The organism is Mycobacterium shimoidei (assembly GCF_900417275.1).
GTDB classification, from domain to species: domain Bacteria; phylum Actinomycetota; class Actinomycetes; order Mycobacteriales; family Mycobacteriaceae; genus Mycobacterium; species Mycobacterium shimoidei.
Map to the genome: position 1 here is coordinate 778639 of NZ_UEGW01000001.1, position 22409 is coordinate 801047.

At 65.7% G+C, this 22409-nt stretch carries 18 protein-coding genes; 12 read left to right on the top strand and 6 right to left on the bottom strand.

Going from position 1 to position 22409, the window contains the following annotated elements; all coding sequences use genetic code 11:
• Positions 1-4: 4 nt before the first annotated feature.
• Positions 5-1678 (bottom strand): long-chain-fatty-acid--CoA ligase FadD2, encoded by a 1674-nt coding sequence (gene fadD2 / locus MSP7336_RS03850; RefSeq protein WP_069397111.1) that lies wholly within the window; start codon positions 1676-1678, stop codon positions 5-7.
• Between the two features lie 47 nt (positions 1679-1725).
• On the opposite strand from fadD2, the gene ligD reads away from it, so the two are divergent.
• Positions 1726-2970, top strand: a complete 1245-nt coding sequence (ligD, locus tag MSP7336_RS03855) for a non-homologous end-joining DNA ligase (RefSeq protein WP_113963084.1) — start codon at positions 1726-1728, stop codon at positions 2968-2970.
• Positions 2971-2980: 10 nt separating this feature from the next.
• Here ligD and MSP7336_RS03860 read toward each other — a convergent pair whose 3' ends face one another.
• Positions 2981-3760 (bottom strand): MmyB family transcriptional regulator, encoded by a 780-nt coding sequence (locus MSP7336_RS03860; protein ID WP_113963085.1) that lies wholly within the window; start codon positions 3758-3760, stop codon positions 2981-2983.
• 84 nt (positions 3761-3844) lie between these two features.
• Between MSP7336_RS03860 and MSP7336_RS03865 the strand changes: the two genes are divergently transcribed.
• The 7 genes from MSP7336_RS03865 to MSP7336_RS03895 all read left to right on the top strand — a co-directional run bounded on the left by MSP7336_RS03865 (position 3845) and on the right by MSP7336_RS03895 (position 12393).
• Positions 3845-4786: an LLM class flavin-dependent oxidoreductase gene (locus tag MSP7336_RS03865; RefSeq protein ID WP_113963086.1), complete on the top strand. Its 942-nt coding sequence runs from the start codon at positions 3845-3847 to the stop codon at positions 4784-4786.
• A complete protein-coding gene (locus MSP7336_RS03870; RefSeq protein ID WP_113963087.1) occupies positions 4783-5439 on the top strand; it encodes a maleylpyruvate isomerase family mycothiol-dependent enzyme in 657 nt (218 codons plus the stop codon). The genes MSP7336_RS03865 and MSP7336_RS03870 overlap by 4 nt, the downstream gene beginning before the upstream one ends.
• An 86-nt stretch (positions 5440-5525) precedes the next feature.
• Positions 5526-9137 carry a hydantoinase B/oxoprolinase family protein gene (locus MSP7336_RS03875; protein WP_113963088.1) on the top strand — a complete coding sequence of 1204 codons (3612 nt, stop codon included), beginning with the start codon at positions 5526-5528 and terminating at the stop codon, positions 9135-9137.
• A 49-nt stretch (positions 9138-9186) separates the two neighbouring features.
• On the top strand, positions 9187-10167 hold the full coding sequence (locus tag MSP7336_RS03880; protein WP_069397117.1) for an ABC transporter substrate-binding protein: 981 nt from the start codon (positions 9187-9189) through the stop codon (positions 10165-10167).
• 98 nt (positions 10168-10265) lie between these two features.
• Entirely contained in the window at positions 10266-10910 is a 645-nt protein-coding gene (locus MSP7336_RS03885; RefSeq protein WP_069397118.1) for a 5-oxoprolinase subunit B family protein, read from the top strand.
• Between the two features lie 10 nt (positions 10911-10920).
• Positions 10921-11829, top strand: a complete 909-nt coding sequence (locus MSP7336_RS03890) for a 5-oxoprolinase/urea amidolyase family protein (RefSeq protein WP_113963089.1) — start codon at positions 10921-10923, stop codon at positions 11827-11829.
• Between the two features lie 18 nt (positions 11830-11847).
• Positions 11848-12393 carry a GNAT family N-acetyltransferase gene (locus MSP7336_RS03895; RefSeq protein ID WP_069397120.1) on the top strand — a complete coding sequence of 182 codons (546 nt, stop codon included), beginning with the start codon at positions 11848-11850 and terminating at the stop codon, positions 12391-12393.
• Positions 12394-12618: 225 nt separating this feature from the next.
• Here the strand turns inward: MSP7336_RS03895 and MSP7336_RS03900 are convergent, their stop codons facing one another.
• Together MSP7336_RS03900 and MSP7336_RS03905 are read right to left on the bottom strand one after the other, a co-directional pair.
• Positions 12619-13431: an alpha/beta hydrolase gene (locus MSP7336_RS03900; RefSeq protein ID WP_069397121.1), complete on the bottom strand. Its 813-nt coding sequence runs from the start codon at positions 13429-13431 to the stop codon at positions 12619-12621.
• 340 nt (positions 13432-13771) lie between these two features.
• Positions 13772-14098 carry a VOC family protein gene (locus MSP7336_RS03905; RefSeq protein WP_069397122.1) on the bottom strand — a complete coding sequence of 109 codons (327 nt, stop codon included), beginning with the start codon at positions 14096-14098 and terminating at the stop codon, positions 13772-13774.
• A gap of 167 nt (positions 14099-14265) precedes the next feature.
• Here MSP7336_RS03905 and MSP7336_RS03910 point away from each other — a divergent pair, with 167 nt between their 5' ends.
• From MSP7336_RS03910 to MSP7336_RS03925, 4 genes are all read left to right on the top strand, one after another.
• On the top strand, positions 14266-15666 hold the full coding sequence (locus MSP7336_RS03910; RefSeq protein ID WP_069397123.1) for a nitrate/nitrite transporter: 1401 nt from the start codon (positions 14266-14268) through the stop codon (positions 15664-15666).
• Positions 15667-16018: 352 nt separating this feature from the next.
• Positions 16019-17419 carry a nitrate/nitrite transporter gene (locus MSP7336_RS03915; RefSeq protein ID WP_069397124.1) on the top strand — a complete coding sequence of 467 codons (1401 nt, stop codon included), beginning with the start codon at positions 16019-16021 and terminating at the stop codon, positions 17417-17419.
• Between the two features lie 88 nt (positions 17420-17507).
• Positions 17508-18650, top strand: coding sequence for a uroporphyrinogen-III synthase (locus MSP7336_RS03920; protein WP_069397125.1), 1143 nt, complete (start codon positions 17508-17510; stop codon positions 18648-18650).
• Positions 18647-19336, top strand: a complete 690-nt coding sequence (locus tag MSP7336_RS03925) for a sirohydrochlorin chelatase (protein ID WP_069397126.1) — start codon at positions 18647-18649, stop codon at positions 19334-19336. The genes MSP7336_RS03920 and MSP7336_RS03925 overlap by 4 nt, the downstream gene beginning before the upstream one ends.
• On the opposite strand, the gene nirD is transcribed toward MSP7336_RS03925, so the two are convergent.
• Together nirD and nirB are read right to left on the bottom strand one after the other, a co-directional pair.
• On the bottom strand, positions 19306-19713 hold the full coding sequence (nirD, locus tag MSP7336_RS03930) for a nitrite reductase small subunit NirD (RefSeq protein WP_069397127.1): 408 nt from the start codon (positions 19711-19713) through the stop codon (positions 19306-19308). The two genes, MSP7336_RS03925 and nirD, sit on opposite strands and share 31 nt — an antisense overlap.
• Complete coding sequence (nirB, locus tag MSP7336_RS03935) at positions 19710-22301, bottom strand: nitrite reductase large subunit NirB (protein WP_113963090.1); 2592 nt, start codon at positions 22299-22301, stop codon at positions 19710-19712. The genes nirD and nirB overlap by 4 nt, the downstream gene beginning before the upstream one ends.
• Positions 22302-22409: the final 108 nt, after the last annotated feature.

Here is a 22409-nt window from a genome sequence, read left to right on the forward strand (position 1 = left end):
CAGGTTAGACGTCCATTTCGCGGAGCTCGCGCTTGAGGATCTTGCCGGTGGGGTTGCGGGGCAACTCGTCGAGGAAGATCACCTCACGCGGCACCTTGTAGCGTGCCAACTGTTCTCGCACGTATTTCTTGATGGTGTCCTCGTCGATGTCTGCGCCCTCTTTCTTGACGACGAACGCGCGCAACCGCTGGCCCCACTCTTTGTCGTCGACGCCGATCGCGGTGGCCTCGACCACGTCGGGATGCCCGCTGATGCAATCCTCGACCTCGGCGGGGAAGACATTCTCGCCGCCGGACACGATCATCTCGTCGTCGCGGCCGCTGATGTAGAGCAGGCCGTGCTCGTCGAAATAGCCGACATCGCCTGAGGACAGCATTCCGTCGATGATCTGCTTGTTGCCGCCGCCGGTGTAACCCTCGAACGGGAAACTGGTGCCGACGAAGATCCGGCCGACCTCGCCGCGGGGCAACTCCTGGCCGTTCTCGTCGAAGATCTTGACCCGCACCCCTTTGACGACGGGACCCGCTGTCGACGAATTCAGTTGCAGATGTTTGGGTTCGGCGATGGTGGCGAACGCGATCTCGGTCGAGCCGTACATGTTGTACAGAACGGGGCCGAGGTCCTTGAGCGCTCGCTCGGCCAGGTCGGCGCCCAACGCCGAGCCGGACGCGAAGATGATCCGCAAGCTGGACAGGTCCGGCTTTTTCTCCATCTTCTCCAGCGCATCGAGCATCCGCGCCAACATCACCGGGACGACGACGACCGCCGTCACGCGGTGCTTCTCGACGTCTTCCAGCACCGTCGCCGGCTTGAATTTGCGGTGCAGCACCAGCGTCGAACCCAGGAACGCCCCGATGGTGGCGTGCAGGAAGCCCAGCGCGTGGAACATCGGCGCCGGCAGCGCCGTCACCTCGCCGGCCTTGAACGGAACATGCGACAGGATGCCGCCGATCGGCGCCAGAGTCGGCGGGGTCCTGCGGTTCGCGCCCTTGGGGGTGCCGGTGGTGCCGCTGGTCAAAATGATGATCGAGGAGTGTTTGCTCGCCTTGGGCGCGGGGGCGTTGCTACTGCGTTTGATCAGATCGGCAAGCGTCTCGTCGGTGCTGCCCGAATCCGTGTCCGCGTCGGGGTTGGTGCCCAGGGCCCGCAGCTTGCCCAGCGGCGGCTCTGCTTTGCTGACGTCGGCGGTGTATTCGTCGTCGTAGATGATCAGCTTGGCGCCTTCGCGCTCGGACACCTCCTTGATCTGCGGGCCGGAGAACGAACTGTTGAGCAGAATGATCCGGGCGCCGACCCGTGCGCACCCGTACTCCGCGATGGAAAACCAGCGACTGTTGCGGGCCAGGATGGCCACGCCGTCGCCACCCCTCACGCCCTTGTCGAGCAGAGCGTTAGCGACCGCGTGGGCAGCGTCATCGAGTTCCCGCCAGGTCAACTCGCCCTCGTCGTCGATGATCGCCACCTTGTCAGGGGTGCGGCGTGCGTGCAGCGCGGGCAGCATCCCGATCTCGCCCCAGTTGCGGATGTCCTTCACCATCGCCGCCATATCCGGTGGCGACTTGATCGGGAGCCCACCGGCTTCGAGGATCTTGCGGAAGTAGTGCAGCTCGGCCAGGCCCCGCGACGCATACTGCTGAACTTTTGCCGCGGCCCCGAACGGGCTAGGAATGGTAGCCATAACCCCACAATATGTGAGCCAGGTCGCACTGCGACGTGCAAATTACGATGAACGGCATGGCCGGTCCGGTGACGCTCGAGGTGGGCGGCCGCCACGTTGAGATCACCCACCCGGACAAGGTGATCTTCGGTGACCTCGGCATCACCAAACTCGACCTGGTTCACTACTACCTGGCCGTCGCGGACGGCGCGCTGCGGGGCGTGGCCGGGCGTCCGATGATCTTGAAGCGCTTCGTCAAGGGCATCGACCACGAGGCGGTCTTCCAGAAGCGCGCGCCGGCAAAGCGGCCCGAGTGGGTCGATGTGGCCGAGCTGCGCTATGCGTCGGGCACTTCGGCCGCCGAAGCCGTGATCCGCGACGCAGCCGGTTTGGCATGGGTCATCAATCTCGGCTGCATCGACCTCAACCCGCATCCGGTGCTCGCTGAAGATCTCGACCATCCCGACGAGCTGAGGGTGGACCTCGATCCGATGCCCGGCGTGCAATGGCGCCAGATCGTGGAGGTGGCGGCCGTTGCCCGCGAGGTACTCGAGGACTACGGGTTGACCGCGTGGCCGAAGACCTCGGGGTCACGAGGGTTTCACATTTACGCCCGCATCGCCCCCGACTGGTCGTTTCGGCAGGTCCGGCTGGCGGCCCAGGCGCTGGCGCGCGAGGTCGAGCGGCGCGCGCCGGACCTGGCCACCGCCCGGTGGTGGAAGGAAGAACGCCACGGTGTGTTCGTCGACTTCAACCAGAACGCGAAGGACCGCACTGTCGCGTCGGCGTATTCGGTGCGGGCGACCCCGGATGCCCGGGTGTCCACACCGCTGCACTGGGACGAGGTCGCCGACTGTGATCCGGCGGCGTTCACGATTGCCAGCGTGCCGGACCGCTTCGCCGACATCGGGGATCCCTGGGCCGATATGGACGACGCCGTCGGAGGGCTGGAGCGGCTGCTGGTGCTGGCCGAGGAACTCGGGCCCGCCGAGAAAGCCCCCAAAGGATCGCGGAGACGCGCCGGCGCGGGTCGTCGCCACTCACCGATGCCGCTCATCGAAATCGCCCGCACCAAGACCAAGGACGAGGCGATGGCCGCACTGGACACCTGGCGGGACCGCTATCCGGCCGCGGCGAAGCGGCTGCAGCCGACCGACGTGCTCGTCGACGGAATGCGCGGGCCTAGTTCGATCTGGTATCGAATCCGCATCAACCTGCAGCATGTGCCCGCCGACGAGCGGCCACCGCAGGAGGAACTGATCGCCGACTACAGCCCCTGGCCGAAATGGCCCGGCAACCCCAGCCGCGGTTAGCCCGGCTGTGTCAACGCCAGCGGCGAGCGAGGATTTCCGCGGTTTCTCGATCAGCGGGCAGAAACGCCTCCAGTCGTAGTTCCGAAACCGTGACATCGAGCGCACCGACAAAGGTCGAGATCGTCGCGACCAAATGCACGTCACCCTCGCTGGTGCGCAGGTGCAGTGGCACGGCGAACCCGAGCGACTCGAAGGGTTCACGTCCCGGCTCCGGCAACCCGTAGCCTTTCAACTCCTCGAACAGGGCGTCGATGCGCGGGTGGGGCCCCCGCAGGACCAGGGCATCGAAGATGTGGCGGCGCCAGTCGTCGAGGTTGACTGTGCGCCGCGCCATGCCGTCCGGATGCAAAGCGACGCGCAACACGTTGACGGGTGGTTCCAGCAACCAGGGCGCGACATCCTCGGTCAGCAGCCCAAACGCACCGTTCGCGGCGACGAGTTCACCGAAGCCGTCCATGACCATCGCCGGGTAGGGCAGATGACCGTCGAGCACGTGCTGCAGCGCCTCCCGGAGCGGCTCGAAAAACGGCGCATCGGGCGCCGATTCCGGGTAGGCCGGCGCGAATCCGGCTGCCGAAAGCAGCCAATTGCGTTCGCGCAGAGTCAGATCGAGTGACCCTGCGAGGCGTGTGACGATTCCTCGCCCGGGCGCAGACCGGCCCTGTTCGAGAAAGCTCAGGTGGCGCTGTGTGGTGCCGGCGGCGATGGCCAGGTCCATCTGGCTCAGGCGGCGCCGAGTGCGCAAGTCGCGTAGCACTGTGCCGAAGTCGGTGGTGGTGGCTTCCGACATAACGCCAGTCAACCCGATCATCGCGCTGGCCGCTATACCCTCCAGGGAGTTGCCATCAGCGGGTCAGCACCACACGATCGGCGCATGGAACTGCGTATGGGTTTGCTCCCGCCGCTCGCCGCCGATCAGTGGGCGGGCACCGATCTTCGCCGCCTCGTCGATTTCGCCCGCACCATAGAGGATCTCGGTTTCGATTCGCTGTGGGCCAACGACTCGCTGGTACGCGCACGAATCGAAGCGTTGACCTTCTTGGCGGCCGCCGCGGCGGTCACCGAGCGGATCACGCTGGGCACCGCCGCGTTACAGCCGGCCCTGCGCAGGCCGGTGCAGACGGCGCAGGTGCTCGCCTCCATCGACCGGCTGGCGCACGGCCGGTTGATCGTGGCGGTTGGCGCCGGATTCCCCGGCTTGTCCGAAGTGGAGTACGCCGCTTCGGAAGTGCCGTGGCCGCGCCGATTCGCACGCCTCGACGACACCGTCGCGCTGTGGCGCAGGTTGTGGGCCGGAGGGGAATCGGTCTCGTTTCACGGCAAAGTTCTGCACCTCGACGATATACCAGGCAGTACAACACCTTTCACCAGAACAGGTCCGCCGGTGTGGCTTGCCGCCGATACCCCGCGGGCTCGGGCCCGGGCAGGTGCGCTCTACGACGGATGGTTGCCGTACCCGCCAACGCCCGAAGGGTTCTCATCGGGCCTGGCTGAGGTGCGAGCTGCCGCCGAGGGCGCCCGGCGGCCGGCAGACCTCACCCCGGCGCTCTTCGTGACGGTCCTGGTGACCGACGCCGCGGATGGCGGACGCGCTGTGCTCGACGAGTTCACCACGCAGACATACGGATTCCCACTCGAGGTCGTAGAACAGATTCAGGCATTCGCTGCTGGACCGCCTGACGTCGTCGCCGCCGCCCTGCGCCGCTACGTAGATGCCGGAGCCCGTCACCTCGTGTGCCGGATCGGCGTGCTGGGCCCGAACGCATTCCTCGATCAGCTCAAGCAGCTTCGTCAAGTCAAGGAGGCACTCACATGAGGCGATCCGAACCGGATCGGGAAAGCACATTCACTGCGCTGCTCGAAGAGTACCGATTATTCGCCAACCTCGTTGCGTCACTCGATGATTCGGCATTGCACCAACCGACACGCTGTGTCGGGTGGCAGGTGTGTGATGTCGCTGCCCACGTCGTCGGCCAGGCGTCCGACGTGATTTCCGGGACCGCAGGCACCCGTACCGCCGATGAACAGGCGGCCGCCCTGCGCGACGAACAGCCAAGCGCGCTCGCCGAGCAACTGCTCGCGGCGCGAGACTCGGTGGGTCAACTCGCAGCTGTCTTGGATGACACGTCCTGGGCCGGCCCGAGCCCGATCCCCGATTTCACCGTCGGGCAGGGCGTGCACGCGCTGGTAAATGATGCCTACGTGCACGCCGACGACATTCGAGCCGCCCTCGGCCAGGCATTCGACCCCGGACCGGGGCTCTACGCCAGCCTCGACTTCGTGCTCGGCGCGCTCAGCCGAGATGACCAGTCCGCGACGGATCCGCGCATCGCACGCGTCATCGGCATACCGGCCACCGACTTTGCCGACGTCACCGGCATCGCCGCCCACGACTTCCTGCTGGTCGCGACCGGACGCCTCGACCCGAACGGGTTCGGCCTGCCCGAGACCGTCAACATCTTTCGCTGAGCAACCCAGATGCTGCCGTCGGGTTTCGACCCCGGCGGTTTTACTCCCGGCTCGATAAGGTTGGGGAGCCATGAAAGGGAGTCCGGGTGGCTGAAACGGGGTGGCAGTTCTGGGTCGACCGGGGCGGCACTTTCACCGACATCGTCGCGCGTCGGCCAGACGGACGCCTGCTGACGCACAAGCTGCTCTCGGAAAACCCTGCGCGATATCGCGACGCCGCGGTCGCCGGGATTCGCGCGCTACTCGAGATCACCGAGGATGCGCCCATTCCCGTCGAGCACGTCGAGGCAGTGCGGATGGGCACCACCGTCGCGACCAATGCGTTGCTGGAGCGCACCGGCGAGCGCACGGTATTGGTGATCACTCGCGGCTTCGGTGACGCGCTGCGCATTGCGTACCAGAATCGGCCGCGAATCTTCGCCCGGCAGATCGTGCTGCCCGAGATGCTGTACGAGCGGGTCGTTGAAGTCGACGAGCGGATCACCGCGCACGGCAGCGTTTTACGCGCCCCCGATCTTGACCGGCTTGGTGAGCAACTGCGGCAGGCCCATGCCGACGGGATTCGCGCGGTGGCGGTGGTGTGCCTACACAGTTACCTGTATCCGGCGCACGAGCAACAGATCGGCAAGCTCGCCGAGCAGATCGGCTTCCCGCAGATCTCGCTGTCTTCCGAAGTCAGCCCGCTGATGAAGCTGGTCCCACGTGGCGACACCACCGTGGTCGACGCGTACCTGTCCCCGGTGCTGCGTCGGTACGTCGAGCAGGTGGCGGGCCAGATGCGTGGCGTACGACTGATGTTCATGCAGTCCAACGGTGGTCTGGCCGAAGCGGGCCACTTCCGCGGGAAGGACGCGATCCTGTCCGGCCCGGCCGGCGGCATCGTCGGCATGGTGCGGATGTCGGCACTGGCCGGGTTTGATCGCGTCATCGGCTTCGACATGGGCGGCACCTCCACCGACGTGTCGCACTTCGCGGGCGAGTACGAGCGCGTGTTCACCACCGAGGTGGCGGGGGTCCGACTGCGAGCTCCGATGCTGGACATCAACACCGTGGCCGCGGGCGGTGGGTCGATCCTGCATTTCGACGGCAGCCGCTACCGGGTCGGCCCGGACTCGGCCGGGGCTGACCCCGGCCCGGCCTGCTACCGCGGCGGCGGACCGCTCACCGTCACCGATGCCAACGTGATGCTCGGCCGCATCCAGGCCGCGCACTTCCCGGCCGTGTTCGGTCCCGACGGCGACCAACCGCTGGACGCCGAGATCGTGCGGCGCGGCTTTACCGACCTGGCCGCCGACATCCGGGCACGCACCGGTGATTACCGTTCGCCCGAGCAGGTCGCCGAAGGTTTTCTGCAGATCGCTGTCGCGAACATGGCCAACGCGGTCAAGAAGATCTCCGTGCAGAAAGGCCATGACGTAACCCGTTATGTGCTGACAACGTTCGGCGGCGCCGGTGGGCAGCATGCGTGCGCGGTCGCCGACGCGCTCGGGATCCGCACCGTGCTCGTCCCGCCGATGGCCGGTGTGCTCTCCGCACTCGGGATCGGCCTGGCCGACACCACCGCGATGCGTGAGCAGTCGGTCGAGACCCGGCTCGAGAGCGCCGCCATGAACAGACTGGCGGCCGTCGCGGACTCCCTCGAGAGGGAGGCCAAAGGCGAACTGCTCGACGAGGGCGTTCCGCCGGAACGTATCCGCGTGGTTCGGCGAGTGCACCTGCGCTACCAGGGAACTGACACTCCCATCCCGGTCGAACTGGCCGACCTCGACACGATGACCGCGGCATTCGAAGCCGCGCATCAAGCGACGTACTCGTTTCTGATGCAGCGTCCGCTGATCGCCGGGGCAATCTCAGTCGAGGCGACGGGGCTCACCGAGCAACCTGACCTGTCCCATCTGGGCGATCAGCGCGCCGACACCGCCCGCTCGTCAGAAACCGTCCGTGTCTACTCCGGCGAGTCGTGGCATGACGCCCCGCTGCATCACCGGGAGCAGATGCGAGCGGGGGACATCGTGGTCGGCCCGGCGATCATCGCCGAGGCCAACGCCACGACCGTGGTCGACGACGGCTGGCGCGCCACGATGACCCAGGCCGGGCATCTGCTCATCGCACGAGTGGCCGCCGCCGCGCAGCCAGACGTGGGCACCGAGGCCGACCCTGTACTGCTGGAGATCTTCAACAACCTGTTCATGTCGATCGCCGAGCAGATGGGCTTCCGGTTGGAAGCCACCGCGCAGTCGGTGAATATCCGTGAGCGGCTGGACTTCTCCTGCGCGCTGTTCGACCCGCAGGGCAACCTCGTCGCGAACGCCCCGCACATCCCGGTGCACCTCGGCTCGATGGGCACCTGCGTCCAGGAAGTGATCCGCCGGCGCGGCGACCAGATAAAACCCGGCGACGTGTATGCGATCAACGACCCCTACCACGGCGGTACCCACCTGCCGGACATCACCGTCGTGACCCCGGTGTTCGACATCGCGGGCGAAACAGTGCTGTTCTTTGTCGCTTCTCGCGGCCACCATGCCGAAATCGGTGGAATCACACCGGGATCCATGCCGGCGAACAGCCGCGAAATCCATGAGGAAGGTGTGTTGTTCGACAACTGGTTGCTCGCAGAGAACGGACGCTTGCGGGAAGCCGAAACCCGTCGGCTGCTCACCGAGGCGCGCTTTCCGTCCCGTGATCCCGACACCAACCTCGCCGATCTGCGCGCACAGATCGCCGCCAACCAGAAAGGCGTCGAGGAAGTTCGCAAAATGATCGACGAGTTCGGCCTCGATGTCGTGCAGGCGTATATGCGCCATGTCCAGGACAATGCCGAGGAAGCAGTGCGGCGGGTCATCGACAAGCTTGACGACGGCGAATACCGCTACCAAATGGATTCCGGCGCAACGATCGCCGTCCGCATCACCGTGGACCGTGCCACCCGCAGCGCAACTATCGACTTCACCGGAACCTCGCCGCAACTGGACACGAACTTCAACGCGCCGTCCTCGGTGGCGACCGCCGCGGTGCTCTACATGTTCCGGACCCTTGTTGCCGACGACATCCCGCTCAACGACGGCTGCCTGCGCCCGCTGCGGATCGTCATCCCGGACGGGTCGATGCTGGCGCCGACCTACCCGGCCGCGGTCGTGGCCGGCAACGTCGAAACCTCGCAGGCGATCACCGGCGCGCTGTTCGCTGCGCTGCGGGTGCAGGCCGAGGGAGCCGGGACGATGAACAACGTCACCTTCGGCAACGACCGGTACCAGTACTACGAAACCCTGGGCTCCGGCTCGGGGGCCGGTGACGGGTTCGACGGGGCGTCCGTCGTGCAGACACACATGACGAACTCCCGGCTCACCGATCCCGAAGTCCTCGAATGGCGTTTCCCGGTGCTGCTGCGGGAATTCGCCATCCGGCGCGGCAGCGGCGGCGCCGGCCGATGGCGTGGCGGTGACGGCGCGATCCGCCGAATCGAGTTCACTGAACCCATGACCGTCAGCACGTTGTCCGGCCATCGCAGAGTCCCGCCCTACGGTATGGCCGGGGGCTCACCCGGCGAGCCGGGACGCAACCGGGTAGAACGCGCCGACGGCAGCACCGTCGAGCTGGCCGGGTGCGACTCAACCGAAGTCCGGCCCGGCGACATGCTGGTGATCGAAACCCCCGGTGGGGGTGGATACGGTGCAATCCCACAACAGCGCTCGCCATGAGTGCGAGAGAATTGCTCTCGACACCACCCCTGACGTGAGGCCTCAAGCGATGCACCAGCAATGGAGTCGACGCGGATTCCTGCGCGCTGCCGGGGCCGCCGGGCTGCTCACAGCCACCTCGGCGGCTTGCTCGTCGCACAAAGCCGAATCCAGCGACACCGCTGGCCAGCCGGTGACGATCACGCACGCCTTCGGTGAGACGACCGTGCCGGAGCCACCCAAGCGGGTCGTCAGCGCCGGCTACACCTGCCATGACGATCTGCTGGCCGTCGGAGTCGTCCCGATCGCGGTGACCAACTGGTTCGGCGACCAGCCGTTCGCCGTATGGCCTTGGGCCCAGCCCAAACTCGGCGACGCCAAACCCGTTGTCTTGAGCCTTGACAACGGAATCTCGATCGAGCAGATCGCCCGTCTCAAACCCGATTTGATCGTGGCCACCGATGCCGGGGTGGACGCCGACACCTACCAGAAGCTGTCGGCCATCGCTCCGACGATTCCACAGTCCGACGGCGACGCGTTCTTCGAGCCGTGGAAGGTCCAAGCGACCGCGATCGGCCAAGCGGTGTTTCAGAGCGATCAGATGAAGTCGCTGATCGACGGTGTGGACAAGCGGTTCGCCGATGTTGCGGACGCCAATCGGGGATTCAAGGGCAAAAAGGTGCTGCTACTGCAGGGCACGCTCTACCAGGACAACGCGATCGCGACGACGGGTTGGCGCGCCGAGTTCTTGACCCAGATGGGTCTGGTCATCGCCGAGGGCGTCAACGAATTCGCCGTCGATTCGCACCGCGCGTTCGTGCCGCGAGACCAGATCAAACCCGTGCTCGGTGCCGCCGATCTGCTTATCTGGACAACCGACAGCGAGGACGATCATGCGGCCCTCATGGCCGATCCCGACGCGGCGAGTCTGGCGTCGCGCAGCGTGTTCACCACCAAGGACCAAGCCGGGGCGATCGCCTTCGCCTCGCCGTTGAGTTACCCGCTGCTGGCCGATCAACTGCCTCCGATGATGGCCAAGATCCTGCACTAGAACCCGCCGGAGCCGACCGTCTGAGCGTTTGCTAAGGCACCTCTGGCAGTGCTCGAAAAGTTGTTTCCGCGCCGGTCATGCGGGGTTACTGTCGAGTAATGAGTGTGGCAATGGATCTGAGCCTCGCCGATATGGTTCTGGACTACGGCGATCAGGCCCTGCTGCTGCAATTCGACAACACCGCAGACGTATTGGCGTGGGCGGCAGCGCTGCGTGAGGCGGCGCTGCCCGGTGTGCTCGACATTGTCCCGGCCTCACGGACCGTGCTGATAAAACTCGACGGTCCGCGCTACCAGGGCGTCGTCCGTAACCGGTTGCGCAAGTTGCGGGTGAACCCCGACGTAGAGCCGACCGCTCCTCCGGAGGAGTGCACGGTGATCGACGTCGTCTATGACGGCGCCGATCTCGCCGAGGTGGCCGACCGTACCGGGCTGAGCACCGCGCAGGTCATCCACGCGCATACCGCTACCCGGTGGCGAGTCGCTTTCGGCGGATCAACGCCCGGGTTCGCATACCTGGTCGGCGGCGACCCGCGTTTGATCGTGCCGCGGCGCTGCGAGCCGCGGTCATCGGTGCCTGCCGGCGCGGTGGGCCTGGCGGGTGAATTCTGCGGGATATACCCGCGACGGTCCCGCGGTGGTTGGCAGCTGATCGGCCACACCGACGCCGTCGTGTGGGACATCGACCGGCCCACTCCGGCGCTGTTGACGCCGGGCATGTGGGTCCAGTTCCGAGCCGCTTAGGAGCCCGATTGTGACCACGCTGGAAATCCTGCGCCCCGGACCGTTGGCGCTTGTTCAGGATCTCGGCCGGGTCGGGCTGGCCGATCTCGGTGTCACCCGCTCCGGGGCGGCCGACCACCGTTCGCACACCCTGGCCAACCGGCTGGTTGCCAACCCCGACGACCGGGCCACCATCGAGGTGACCTTCGGCGGTTTTGCTGCCCGAATCCGCGGCGGCGACGTCGACATCGCGGTTACCGGTGCCGACACCGACCCGTCGGTCAACGGAATCCCGTTCGGCATCAACAGCATTCACCATGTCCGTGATGGGGACGTCATCTCGATGGGTTCCCCCTATGCGGGGCTGCGCAGCTATCTGGGGGTACGCGGCGGCATCGATGTCACGCCCGTGTTGGGCTCGCGCAGCTACGACGTTATGTCGGCGATCGGCCCACTGCCGTTGCAGCCCGGTGACGTGCTGCCGATCGGCGAGCACACCGACGACTACCCTGAGCTCGACCAGGCCCCGGTGGAGCCGATCGAAGAGCACCTGGTGGAACTGCTGGTGGTGCCGGGGCCGCGCGATGACTGGCTGGTCGATCCGGACGCGCTGGTACACACGATTTGGATGGCTTCCGACCGCAGTGACCGGGTGGGGATGCGGTTGGAGGGACGCCCACTGCAGTATCGGTGGCCGGATCGTCAACTGCCCAGCGAGGGCGCCACCCGCGGCGCGATCCAGGTGCCGCCCAACGGTTTACCGGTGATCCTGGGACCGGACCATCCGATAACCGGCAGCTATCCGGTGGCCGGAGTCGTCGCTTACCACAACATCGACAAGGTGGCCCAGATCCGGCCCGGCCAATACGTGCGGCTGCATTGGTCACGACCCCGGTCGCCGCTGGCGTCGGCGTCGAGCGCGGTGACAGCGGGGCGGTAAAGCTGGTAAACCAGCAGTGTGCGCACCCAGGTACACACCGCCCGCCTGGTTCACACTGCCGATCTCGACAACGAGACCTGGCAGAGTGCCCGCCGGATGGTCATCGACGCCTTCGCCGGTGAATTCTCCGACACCGATTGGGACCACGCGCTGGGCGGAATGCATGCTCTGATCTGGCAGCACGGCTCGATCATCGCGCACGGCGCGGTGGTGCAACGGCGACTGATCTACCGCGGGACCCCACTGCGGTGCGGCTACATCGAAGCGGTCGCAGTGGCCGAGGAATGGCGCGGTCAGGGGCTGGCCATCGCGATACTCGACGCGTGCGAACAAGTCATTCGCGGTGCTTATCCGCTTGGCGCACTGAGTTCCACCGACCGCGGACGGCGGCTCTACGCCGTGCGCGGCTGGCTGCCGTGGCGCGGGCCGACATCGGTGCTGACGCCCACCGGAACGGTGCGGACCCCCGAGGAGGACGGGTCGGTGTTCGTGTTGCCGGTCGGAGTCGAGCTGGACACCACCGCCGAGCTGACCTGTGACTGGCGCGACGGCGACGTCTGGTAGGTCTACCCGTATAGCCTGCCCATGATTTCGCCGGCGTCCAGCAACGTTCAGCGGTGAAGCACGGGAAGAGTAAAGACAATGGCTCACCAGCCCAGCACCAAGTGGGATCGTCGGTCGCGGAACGCCAAGGCCCGCCGTCGCCGGTTGATCGGTCTCGGCGCGAGTGCCGGGCCGTTTCTGGCGGCCGCGATGACCCCACTGGCCACCGCTCCGTTCAGACACTTATCACAGGCGCTGCGCGCCAAGCCAGCTGTGGATCCGTTCGGCGACCGCGGCCCAGCCCGGCTCGAGCATCATGTTGTGGCCCATGCCGGGAAAGATCTCCGCGTCGGTGCGGTAGGAACGCGCCAATGCACGCGCCGCCTTGACGGTAAAACAGCCGTCGTCTTCGGCACCCAGCACGAGCAAGGGTGTGGTCACCCGTCTGGGTCTGGGGACGTTGAACAGCAACGCATCCCACGCCACCAGTTGGCTTTCTTCCTGCAGCAGGCCGACGTACCGCGCGATGTCGGTTTCGGGGGTTTCCGGGGAGAAGAAGCGTTGGCGCGCCCGCGTGGGGGTGTTGACCATGTCTGACGATTTGCCGGTGATCATGGCTTTGGACATGAGCCACGAGTGCCGCTGCGTCTGTCGCAGCGTGAAACCGTGTATAGCTCGACAGGACACCGAGGCGAGCAAAACACCTGCCGGCGCCGTGCACGACTCCAGATATTTCTGTACCACGTAGCCGCCCATCGAGTGACCGATCAGCACCGGAGGCGTGACCAGGCGGCCCGCCACCGAGCGGACATCGTCGACATAGTCTTTGCAAGAACAGCTACGCAGGGACTTGGTGGTCGGGCTCTGGCCGTGGCCACGTAGGCTGACGGCCAGCGCACGATAACCCTTGTCCGCGAAGAAGTCCAGGAAGTATTCATCCCAGCACCATGCCCCGTGCCAGGCGCCGTGCACGAACAGCAGCGGGGCCGGATGCGCGGGCGTACAGATACCCTTGTCGATTACCTCGAGCTCAGTCGACGTAAAAGCGTCCGTTGACATTTCACAACCTAATCGTCACCGAGCGGGTGACTCGCCCCGTGCCGGGCCGCACCTGCACGGGGATATGAGTGCGGTGATGACTGTCCATGGCGGGTCCCTATCGTCGCTCCCAATCGCTGAGGGCAGTCTTGGACGCGGTCCGAAAACCTCGTAGCGTAGTCGGCTACTCCATTTGCGGAGCGGTACTGCCCGACAACGCCCTGGTCACCTGCAGCACGTCTGAGACAAGACCCGCACACATGTCAGGCCGAACTGGTCCGACTTGTGCCGACCCTGCGCTCGGTGTCTAGATGATGCGCAATTGCGCTACGGCGGCGTCGATATCCAACTCAGGCGACGGCTAAGGACTTTGGGACCGCAACCGCGCCTGCCAGCCCACACGGACAAGGGTCCCGTCGGGGTCGGATAATGCGAATTCGTACATCCCCCAAGGCTTTACTTCCGGGCCGCTGTTCGCGATGATCGCGTCGGCGACCCGGGCAGTCAGCTCATCGACAGCGCGGGTGAGGTGAACCGCCGCCCCGCGACCATCGTCGAGCATCCGGTAGTGGTCGTCTGCCGGATACTCCGATTGACTACGGGAGAAGCCCAATCGGCCATAAAACTCCTCGCTCGCATCGAGGTCCGTGCAGGGAACGATTGCGGTCAGGGTGTGACGAATATCCATATCGAGAATTCCTAGATGCAGCGGAAATCGAATCGGTTGGCAGACCAGTAGTTTGATGGAGCCTACACTTTCAGTCTCACGCGGCCCCTGCGCAGCCGTGAGCGGAAGTTCACCCCCGGGTCACGACACACACTTTTCGCGTAACACGGCGTTCCTACGGTGGCCGCATGCCACGCTCGCATTTGATCGCCGACTGGGACCCTGAAGACCGGGTTGCATGGGAGGCCGGAAACAAGAACATCGCCCGACGCAACCTGATCTGGTCGACGGTAGCCGAACACGCGGGCTTCTCGGTCTGGTCCATCTGGTCGGTGCTGGTGTTGTTCATGCCCGAGGCGGTATACGGGTTTTCGGCCGGCGACAAGTTCCTACTGGCCGCCACCGCGACACTGGTCGGTGCCTGTTTGCGCATCCCGTACACGCTGGCCACCGCGACGTTCGGTGGCCGCAACTGGACCGTGTTCTCGGCTTTGGTGCTGCTGATCCCGACCTTCGGCACGATCGCGCTGTTGGCCCGCCCCGGCCTTCCGCTGTGGCCGTACCTGGTGTGCGCGGCCTTGACCGGACTCGGCGGCGGCAATTTCGCAGCATCGATGACCAACGTCAACGCGTTCTACCCGCAGCGGCTCAAGGGGTGGGCGTTGGCCGTCAATGCCGGCGGCGGCAACCTCGGGGTGCCGCTGATCCAGGTGATCGGTCTGCTGGTCATCGCCACCGCGGGCAACACGCAGCCGTACTGGGTCTGCGCGTTCTATGTGGTGTTCTTGGCCGTTGCCGGGGTCGGTGCCGCGTGGTACATGGACAACCTCGACCACCACCGCATCGACGTCACTGCCATGCGGTCGATCCTGTTTGTGCGTGACACCTGGGTGATCTCGCTGCTCTACATCGGCACCTTCGGCTCGTTCATCGGGTTCTCGTTCGCGTTCGGCCAACTGCTGCAGATCAATTTCACCGCCGGCGGGCAAAGCGCGGCGCAGGCATCGCTGCATGCCGCCCAAATCGCGTTCATCGGGCCCCTGTTGGGATCACTGGCACGGGTATACGGCGGCAAACTGGCTGACCGCGTTGGTGGTAGCCGCACCACTTTCGTGGTGTTCGCGGGCATGATCATGGCCGCCGGCCTACTGGTCGTGGTCAGCACCCACGACGACCACGGCAGCGAGTTCTCGGACCGCGCCACGATGACGGGGTACGTCATCGGTTTCATCGCACTGTTCGTGTTGTCCGGGATTGGAAACGGCTCTGTTTACAAGATGATTCCGTCAATCTTCGACGCGCACAGCCGATCACTGAACGCCAGCGAAGCGCAGCGTCAGCAGTGGTCACGCGCCATGTCGGGCGCGCTGATCGGCTTCGCCGGCGCGGTCGGCGCGCTCGGGGGCGTCGGGATCAATCTCGCGCTGCGGCAGTCATATCTGGGCAGTGGGTCAGCGACGGCGGCATTGTGGACCTTCATCTCGTTCTACCTTGCCGCATCCGTGACAACCTGGGCGATGTACATTCGCCGACCGAGTTTGCCGCCCGCTCACATCGCCTTGCCGGAAACCGGCCTCACGAAAGTGTGACCGCCGTCGCATCACCTGAAAGATGTTGGGACGGAGCAGTATACCGCGACACAACGCCGCGCGAACGCTACCAGCATTCATACAGCTAACTGGAATACAACTTTCAGCGGTTGGCATCGAATCTGGCTTGACCCGGTTTTGGTTACTGGTGTGGAATTGCCCAATACGACTCCGATACAACGCGGTATGCCCGCAGACCGGGCGTAACAATCGAGCTTGCCGAGAGCCGGAGTTGTCGTGGCGGCGAGCTCCGGCGCACGGGGGTGCCGGACACGAACCAGATTTGGTCGTTCCGGCACCCCTGTGAGCGTAATGCTGTTGGGGTGCATTGGGATTCGAAAGGTAGTGCTGCATGACCCGCTCGCACAAGATCTTTGATTGGAATCCCGAGGACGCCGTTGCCTGGGAGGCCGGCAACAAAATCGTCGCCGGTCGTAACCTGATCTGTACAGTCATGTCGGACCATGTCGCATTCTCGATCTGGTCGCTGTGGTCGGTGATGGTGCTGTTCATGCCGCAAGAGGTTTACGGATTCACCGCTGCCGACAAATTCCTGCTGGCGGCCGTCGCCATGTTCGTCGGGGGATGCGTGCGGATCCCTTACGCAATGGGCATAGCGAAATTCGGCGGGCGCAACTGGACGACGTTTTCGGCGCTGATATTGCTGATCCCGACGGTCGCGACCATGCTGCTGCTCGCTCACCCCGGCCTGCCACTGTGGCCGTACGTGCTGTGCGCGGCGGCTACCGGGTTGGGTGGCGGCAACTATTCGGCATCGTTGGCCAACGTGAATGCCTTTTACCCACAACGGCTCAAGGGTTGGGCGCTGGCGGTCAACGCCGGTGGCGGCAACCTCGGGGTGGCGATCGTTCAGGTGGTCGGGCTGTTCGTGCTCGCCATCGCCGGCAACCGGCAACCGTATCTGGTGTGCGCGGTCTACCTGGTGCTGCTGGCGATCGTCGGGATCGCGGCGGCGTTGTTCATGGACAACCTGGACCACCGCATCGAGGTCGGCCACCTGGGTTCGATCCTGCGCGAGCGGCATACCTGGGTGATCTCGCTGCTCTACATCGGTACCTTCGGCTCGTTCATCGGGTTCTCGTTCGCGTTCGGCCGCGTGCTCTACATCAACTTTCTGGGCGGCGGACAAACCGCTGCGCAGGCGTCGCTGCACGTCGCACAGATCGCCTTCCTCGGGCCGCTGCTGGGTTCGCTGTCCCGGATCTACGGCGGCAGGCTGGCCGACCGGGTGGGCGGCGGCCGGGTGACCCTGGCCGCGTTCGCCGGAATGATCCTCGCGGCCGGGCTCCTGGTCGGCGTGAGCGTGTACGACGAGCACAGCGGTCCGGCTACCAGCGGTGCGGCGATGCTCGGCTACATCGTCGGCTTCGTCGCGCTGTTCGTCTTGTCCGGGATCGGCAACGGTTCGGTGTTCAAAATGATCCCGTCGATCTTCGAGGCGCGCAGCCGTGGTTTGGATGCCAGTGAATCCGAACGCCGCCACTGGGCGCGGGATATGTCGGGCGCGCTGATCGGATTCGCCGGGGCGGTCGGTGCGCTGGGCGGTGTGGCGATCAATCTGGCGCTGCGGCAGTCCTACGCGAGCACCGGTGAAGAGACCGCGGCGTTCTGGGTGTTTTTGGTGTTCTACCTGGGAGCTTCGGTGCTGACGTGGGCCATGTACGTGCGCACGCCCTCGTCGGCCACCGCGGTGCCCGGCGAGCACACGGCGCCGACCCGCAGCGCCGTGTAAACCAGCGCCCCGGCCGCGTGACGCCGGAGCAACTCGTCGGAAATTCCCAGGTAACGCTGCGGCAATCTGTCGGGCATACACACGTTTTATGGGTCAACCCGACTCGTTACCGCTTGCCGGTTACCGAGTGGCAGTGACGTCCGTGCATCGCGCCGACGAGCTGTGCGCGATGCTCTGCAAACAAGGCGCCACCGTCTGCGCCGCCCCCGCGATCACCAAAGTCGCACTGCACGACGACGACGAACTGCACCGCCACACCGAGGCGCTGGTCGCCCGTCCGCCAAATATTCTGATCGCCACGACGGGTATCGGGTTTCGCGGCTGGATCGCCGCTGCCGACGGGTGGGGGCTGACCGACCTGCTGCTCAAAGCCCTGGCAAGCGCCCGTATTGTGTCCCGCGGGCCGAAAGCCACCGGGGCACTGCGTGCCGCCGGGTTGCACGAGGAGTGGAGCCCGCAATCGGAATCCTCCCGTGAGGTGCTGCACTACCTGCTGGAGGCCGGTGTGCACGGTCGCCGGATCGCGCTGCAGCTGCATGGCGCCAGCGCGGACTGGGACCCGTTTCCGGAGTTTGTTGACGAATTACGTACGGCCGGAGCCGAAGTGGTGCCGGTCCGGGTGTACCGCTGGCAGCCCGCTCCACCGGTAGACTTCAACGCGCTGGTCGCCCAGATCGCACAGCGTCAGGTGGATGCGGTCAGCTTCACCTCGGCACCGGCGGTGGCGGCGACGCTACAGCGGGCCCGCGAAATGGGCATCTACGACCAGCTGCTGGCCGCGTTGCGCACCGACGTGCGTGCCATGTGCGTGGGCCCGGTCACCGCTCAACCACTGGTGCGCCTGGGCATTCCGACATCTTCGCCGCAACGCATGCGGCTGGGCGCGTTGGCCCGTCACATCGCCGACGAACTGCCGTCGCTGCGGTCCAGCACGCTGCACGCAGCGGGTCACGCCATCGAGATCCGCGGATCGTGTGTGCTCGTCGACGGCGCCATCAAGCCACTGTCGCCCGCGGGCATGGCGACGTTGCGCGCATTGGCGCAACGGCCGGGGGCCGTGGTCGCTCGCAGTGAATTGCTTCGGGTTTTGCCGGGCAACGGCAGTGACACCCACGCGGTCGATACCGCCGTGTTGCGCCTTCGAACAGCGTTGGGCGACAGGAACATCGTGGCAACCGTCGTCAAACGCGGCTATCGACTGGCCATCGACGAGCAATGGGACGTCGCATGAGCCGGATCCTGGTGGCGCACGGCACACGCCGCCCAGAGGGCATCGCCATGATCGGCGACCTCACTGAACAGGTCAGCACATTGCTGAATGACACCGTGCAGGTGGGATTCGTCGACGTGTTGGGACCCACGCCCACCGAGATACTCGCCAACGCGGCGGCCGGCGGCGAGCCTGCAATCGTGGTGCCGGCCTTTTTGTCCCGCGGATACCATGTGCGCACCGACCTGCCCGCGCACGTCGCGGCCAGCGGCCATCCCGACGTCACCGTCACGCCCGCGCTGGGGCCCAGCCCGCAACTGGCCATGATCGTGATCGACCAGCTACGTGAGTCTGGTTGGCGCCCAGGAGATTCGATCGTGCTGGCGGCGGCCGGCACGTCCGATCACGCCGCCCGCGCCGATCTGCGCAGCACCGCCAGGATGCTCTCCGCGCTGACCGGATCGGCGGTGGATTTGGCCTTCGCCGCAACCGGTGAGCCCACGGTCGAGCAGGCGGTTGCCCGGGCGCGTTCGAGGTCTACTCGCCGGGTAGCGGTCGCGTCCTACCTACTGGCCGAAGGCATGTTCTTCGAGCGGTCGCACCGCGCGGGTGCCGATCTGGTCAGCGCACCGCTGAGCGCTCACCCGGGCCTGGCCCGGCTCATCGCGAGCCGGTTTCAGGCGGCCCGCACCGCCGTTCCGGCCTGAAGGCGAGGAGACCGGCCGACGTGGACGGTGCCGTCGATCACGCGGACCGGGTAGACCGGCACCGCCACGGCGGGATCGTCGAGGCAGCGGCCATCGTCCAACGCGAAAGCCTGCTTGGCGATCGGTGACTGGACCACTGCTTGTCCGCGGCGGTCACCGACGATTCCGCGGGACAGCACCGCGGCGCCCGAGAACGGGTCGATGTTGCCCAGCGCACGTAATGATCCGTCGTCCAGCCGGAACAACGCCGCCTGCGACCCGTCGTCCAGCAGCACACAGACACCCCGGCCAGGGATCAGGTAGTCGTAATCACATGCTGTGGTCCAGATTTCGTCAGCGAATGTCGCCACGTCGGTCATGTCGTCTAACAGCGTCATGAGATCTCCTGACATTGACTATCCGATGCCTGCGGCATCGAAGGCATACCGATGGATACCGGCGCGGGCCTTTTGCGGCCGTTGTGCTCGGTGAAGGCCACCGTCGAATCGACGGCGTCGGGGGCGTTGACAAAGGAGACGAACCGCGACAGTTTGTCGGGGTCTTCCAGCACGCCTTTCCATTCGCATTTGTAGTTGGCCACGTGGCGGGCCATTGCGGCTTCGAACTCTGCGGCCAGCCCCAGCGAGTCCTCGCACACCACTTCGCGGACGTGATCGAGTCCGCCGTCGAGCGATTCGATCCACGGCGCGGTGCGCTGCAGCCGGTCGGCGGTGCGCACGTAGAACATCAGGAACCGGTCGATGTAGCGGATCAGTGTCGCCGTGTCGAGGTCGCTGGCCAGCAGCTGGGCGTGTTTGGGGGTCATGCCGCCGTTGCCGCCCACGTAGAGGTTCCAGCCTTTCTCGGTGGCGATCACCCCGACGTCCTTGCTGCGGGCCTCGGCGCATTCGCGGGCGCAGCCCGACACACCCAGCTTGATCTTGTGCGGGGCGCGCAGCCCCCGGTAGCGCAGCTCCAAGTCGATGGCCAGTTGCACCGAATCCTGTTGTCCGTAGCGGCACCAGTCGCTGCCCACGCAGCTTTTCACGGTGCGCACCGCCTTGCCGTACGCGTGCCCGGATTCCATCCCGGCGTCGACCAGCCGCTTCCAGATCGCCGGCAGTTGATCGACGCGGGCGCCGAGAAGATCGATGCGCTGGCCGCCGGTGATCTTGGTGTACAGGCCGAAGTCCTGCGCGATCTGGCCGATCAGGATCAAATGTTCGGGTTTGATGTCCCCACCGGGAACCCGCGGCACCACCGAATAGCTGCCGTTGCGTTGGATGTTGGCCAAGAAATGGTCGTTGGAGTCCTGCAGGGACGCCTGTTCGCCGTCGAGGATGTGTTCTGATCCGGTGGACGCCAATATCGAGGCGACGACGGGTTTGCAGATGTCGCAGCCTTTTCCGGTGCCGAAGCGCTCCAACAACTCGGAGAAGGTGCGGATCGAGGTGGCGGTGATGATCTCGAACAGCTCGGCGCGGGACTGACCGAAGTGCTCACACAACGCCTTGGACTGCTCGACCCCCTCAGCCTCCAACAACTGCTTGAGCAGCGGCACACACGAACCACACGACGTACCCGCCGCCGTGCAGGATTTCAGGCCCGCCACATCGGTGCAGCCGCCGGCGATCGCGTCGGTCAGCTCGGCCTTGGTGACGTTGTTGCACGAGCAGATCTGCGCCGAACCGGGCAGCGCGCCCACTCCCAGCCCCGTGGCACCGCTGCCTGGGGCCGGTGAAATCAGCGCGAGCGGGTCGCCGGGAAGCGCGGAGCCGACCATCGGCCGCAGCACCCCGTAAGCGCTGGCGTCGCCGACGAGAATCCCCCCCAGCAGAGTTTTCGCGTCGTCGGAGAGGACCAGCTTGGCGTAGGTCTGCTTGACCGCGTCGTTGACGACGACCTGCAGGCAGTTCTCGGTCGTGCCCATCGCGTCGCCGAAACTGGCGACGTCGACACCGAGCAGCTTGAGCTTCGTCGACATGTCGGGTTCGGGAAACTCAGCCGCACCGTCCAGCAGCCTGTCGGCGACCACCTCGGCGCTGGTGTACCCCGGCCCGACCAGGCCATAGCAGCGGCCCTCGATGGCCGCCACCTCTCCGATCGCATAAATATTGAAATCACTTGTCCGGCAGGATAAGTCGGTGAGCACGCCACCACGGTCGGCGATCGCCAGGCCCGCCGCGCTCGCCAATTCGTCCCGTGGCCGCACGCCTGCGGCGAAGATGACCAGGCCGGCGTCGATGACCTCGCAGTCCGACAGGTGTACGCGCAGCGATCGCCAGCCATCCAGATGCTCGAAGGATTCGATCCAATCGGTTTTCACATCGAGGTGCACCGAGATCCCGAGGTCGGCGATCATCCTGCCCAGCAGCGCGCCGCCGGCCTCGTCGAGCTGTTGGACCATCAGTCGCGGCGCCAACTCGACGATGTGGGTCTGCAACCCGAACCCGCGCAGCGCGTTCGCGGCCTCCAACCCCAACAGGCCACCGCCGATGACCACGGCGGTGCTGATGTGGCCGGCGTCGAGGGTGCGCTGGGCATCGGCACGGATGGCGTCCAGGTCGTCGAGCGTGCGGTACACGTGGCAGCCGGGCAGGTCGTGGCCCGGAACTGGGGGCACGAAGGCGTAAGACCCGGTGGCCAGCACCAGTTTGTCGTAGCCGAATTGCTTACCGCTGCTGGTGACCACCTGCCTGGCGGCCCGATCGATATCGGCGACCCGGGAGTTCAGCAGCAGCCTGACATGCTCGTCGCCGGTGTACTCGTTGCCGGGCAAGGCGAGCTGGTCGCGTTGCCAGTGTTGGGTGTAGCCGGTCAGACCCACCCGGTCGTATGCGGGGTCGGATTCCTCGGCCAGCACAGTGATTCGCCAGCGACCGTCGGTGTCTCGGGCGCGCAGCGCTTCAACGAACCGGTGGCCCACCATGCCATGTCCGACCACGACGACATCGCGCGTGGCGCAGGGATTTCCGACCGGAGCCATGTTCACGAGGCTAGGAATGCGATATTTCCGGGATGTTTCACATGATGTGCCCTCGTCGTGACGGTGATCTCACACTGAAACAAGTCGGCCTGGCTCACGTTCACTATG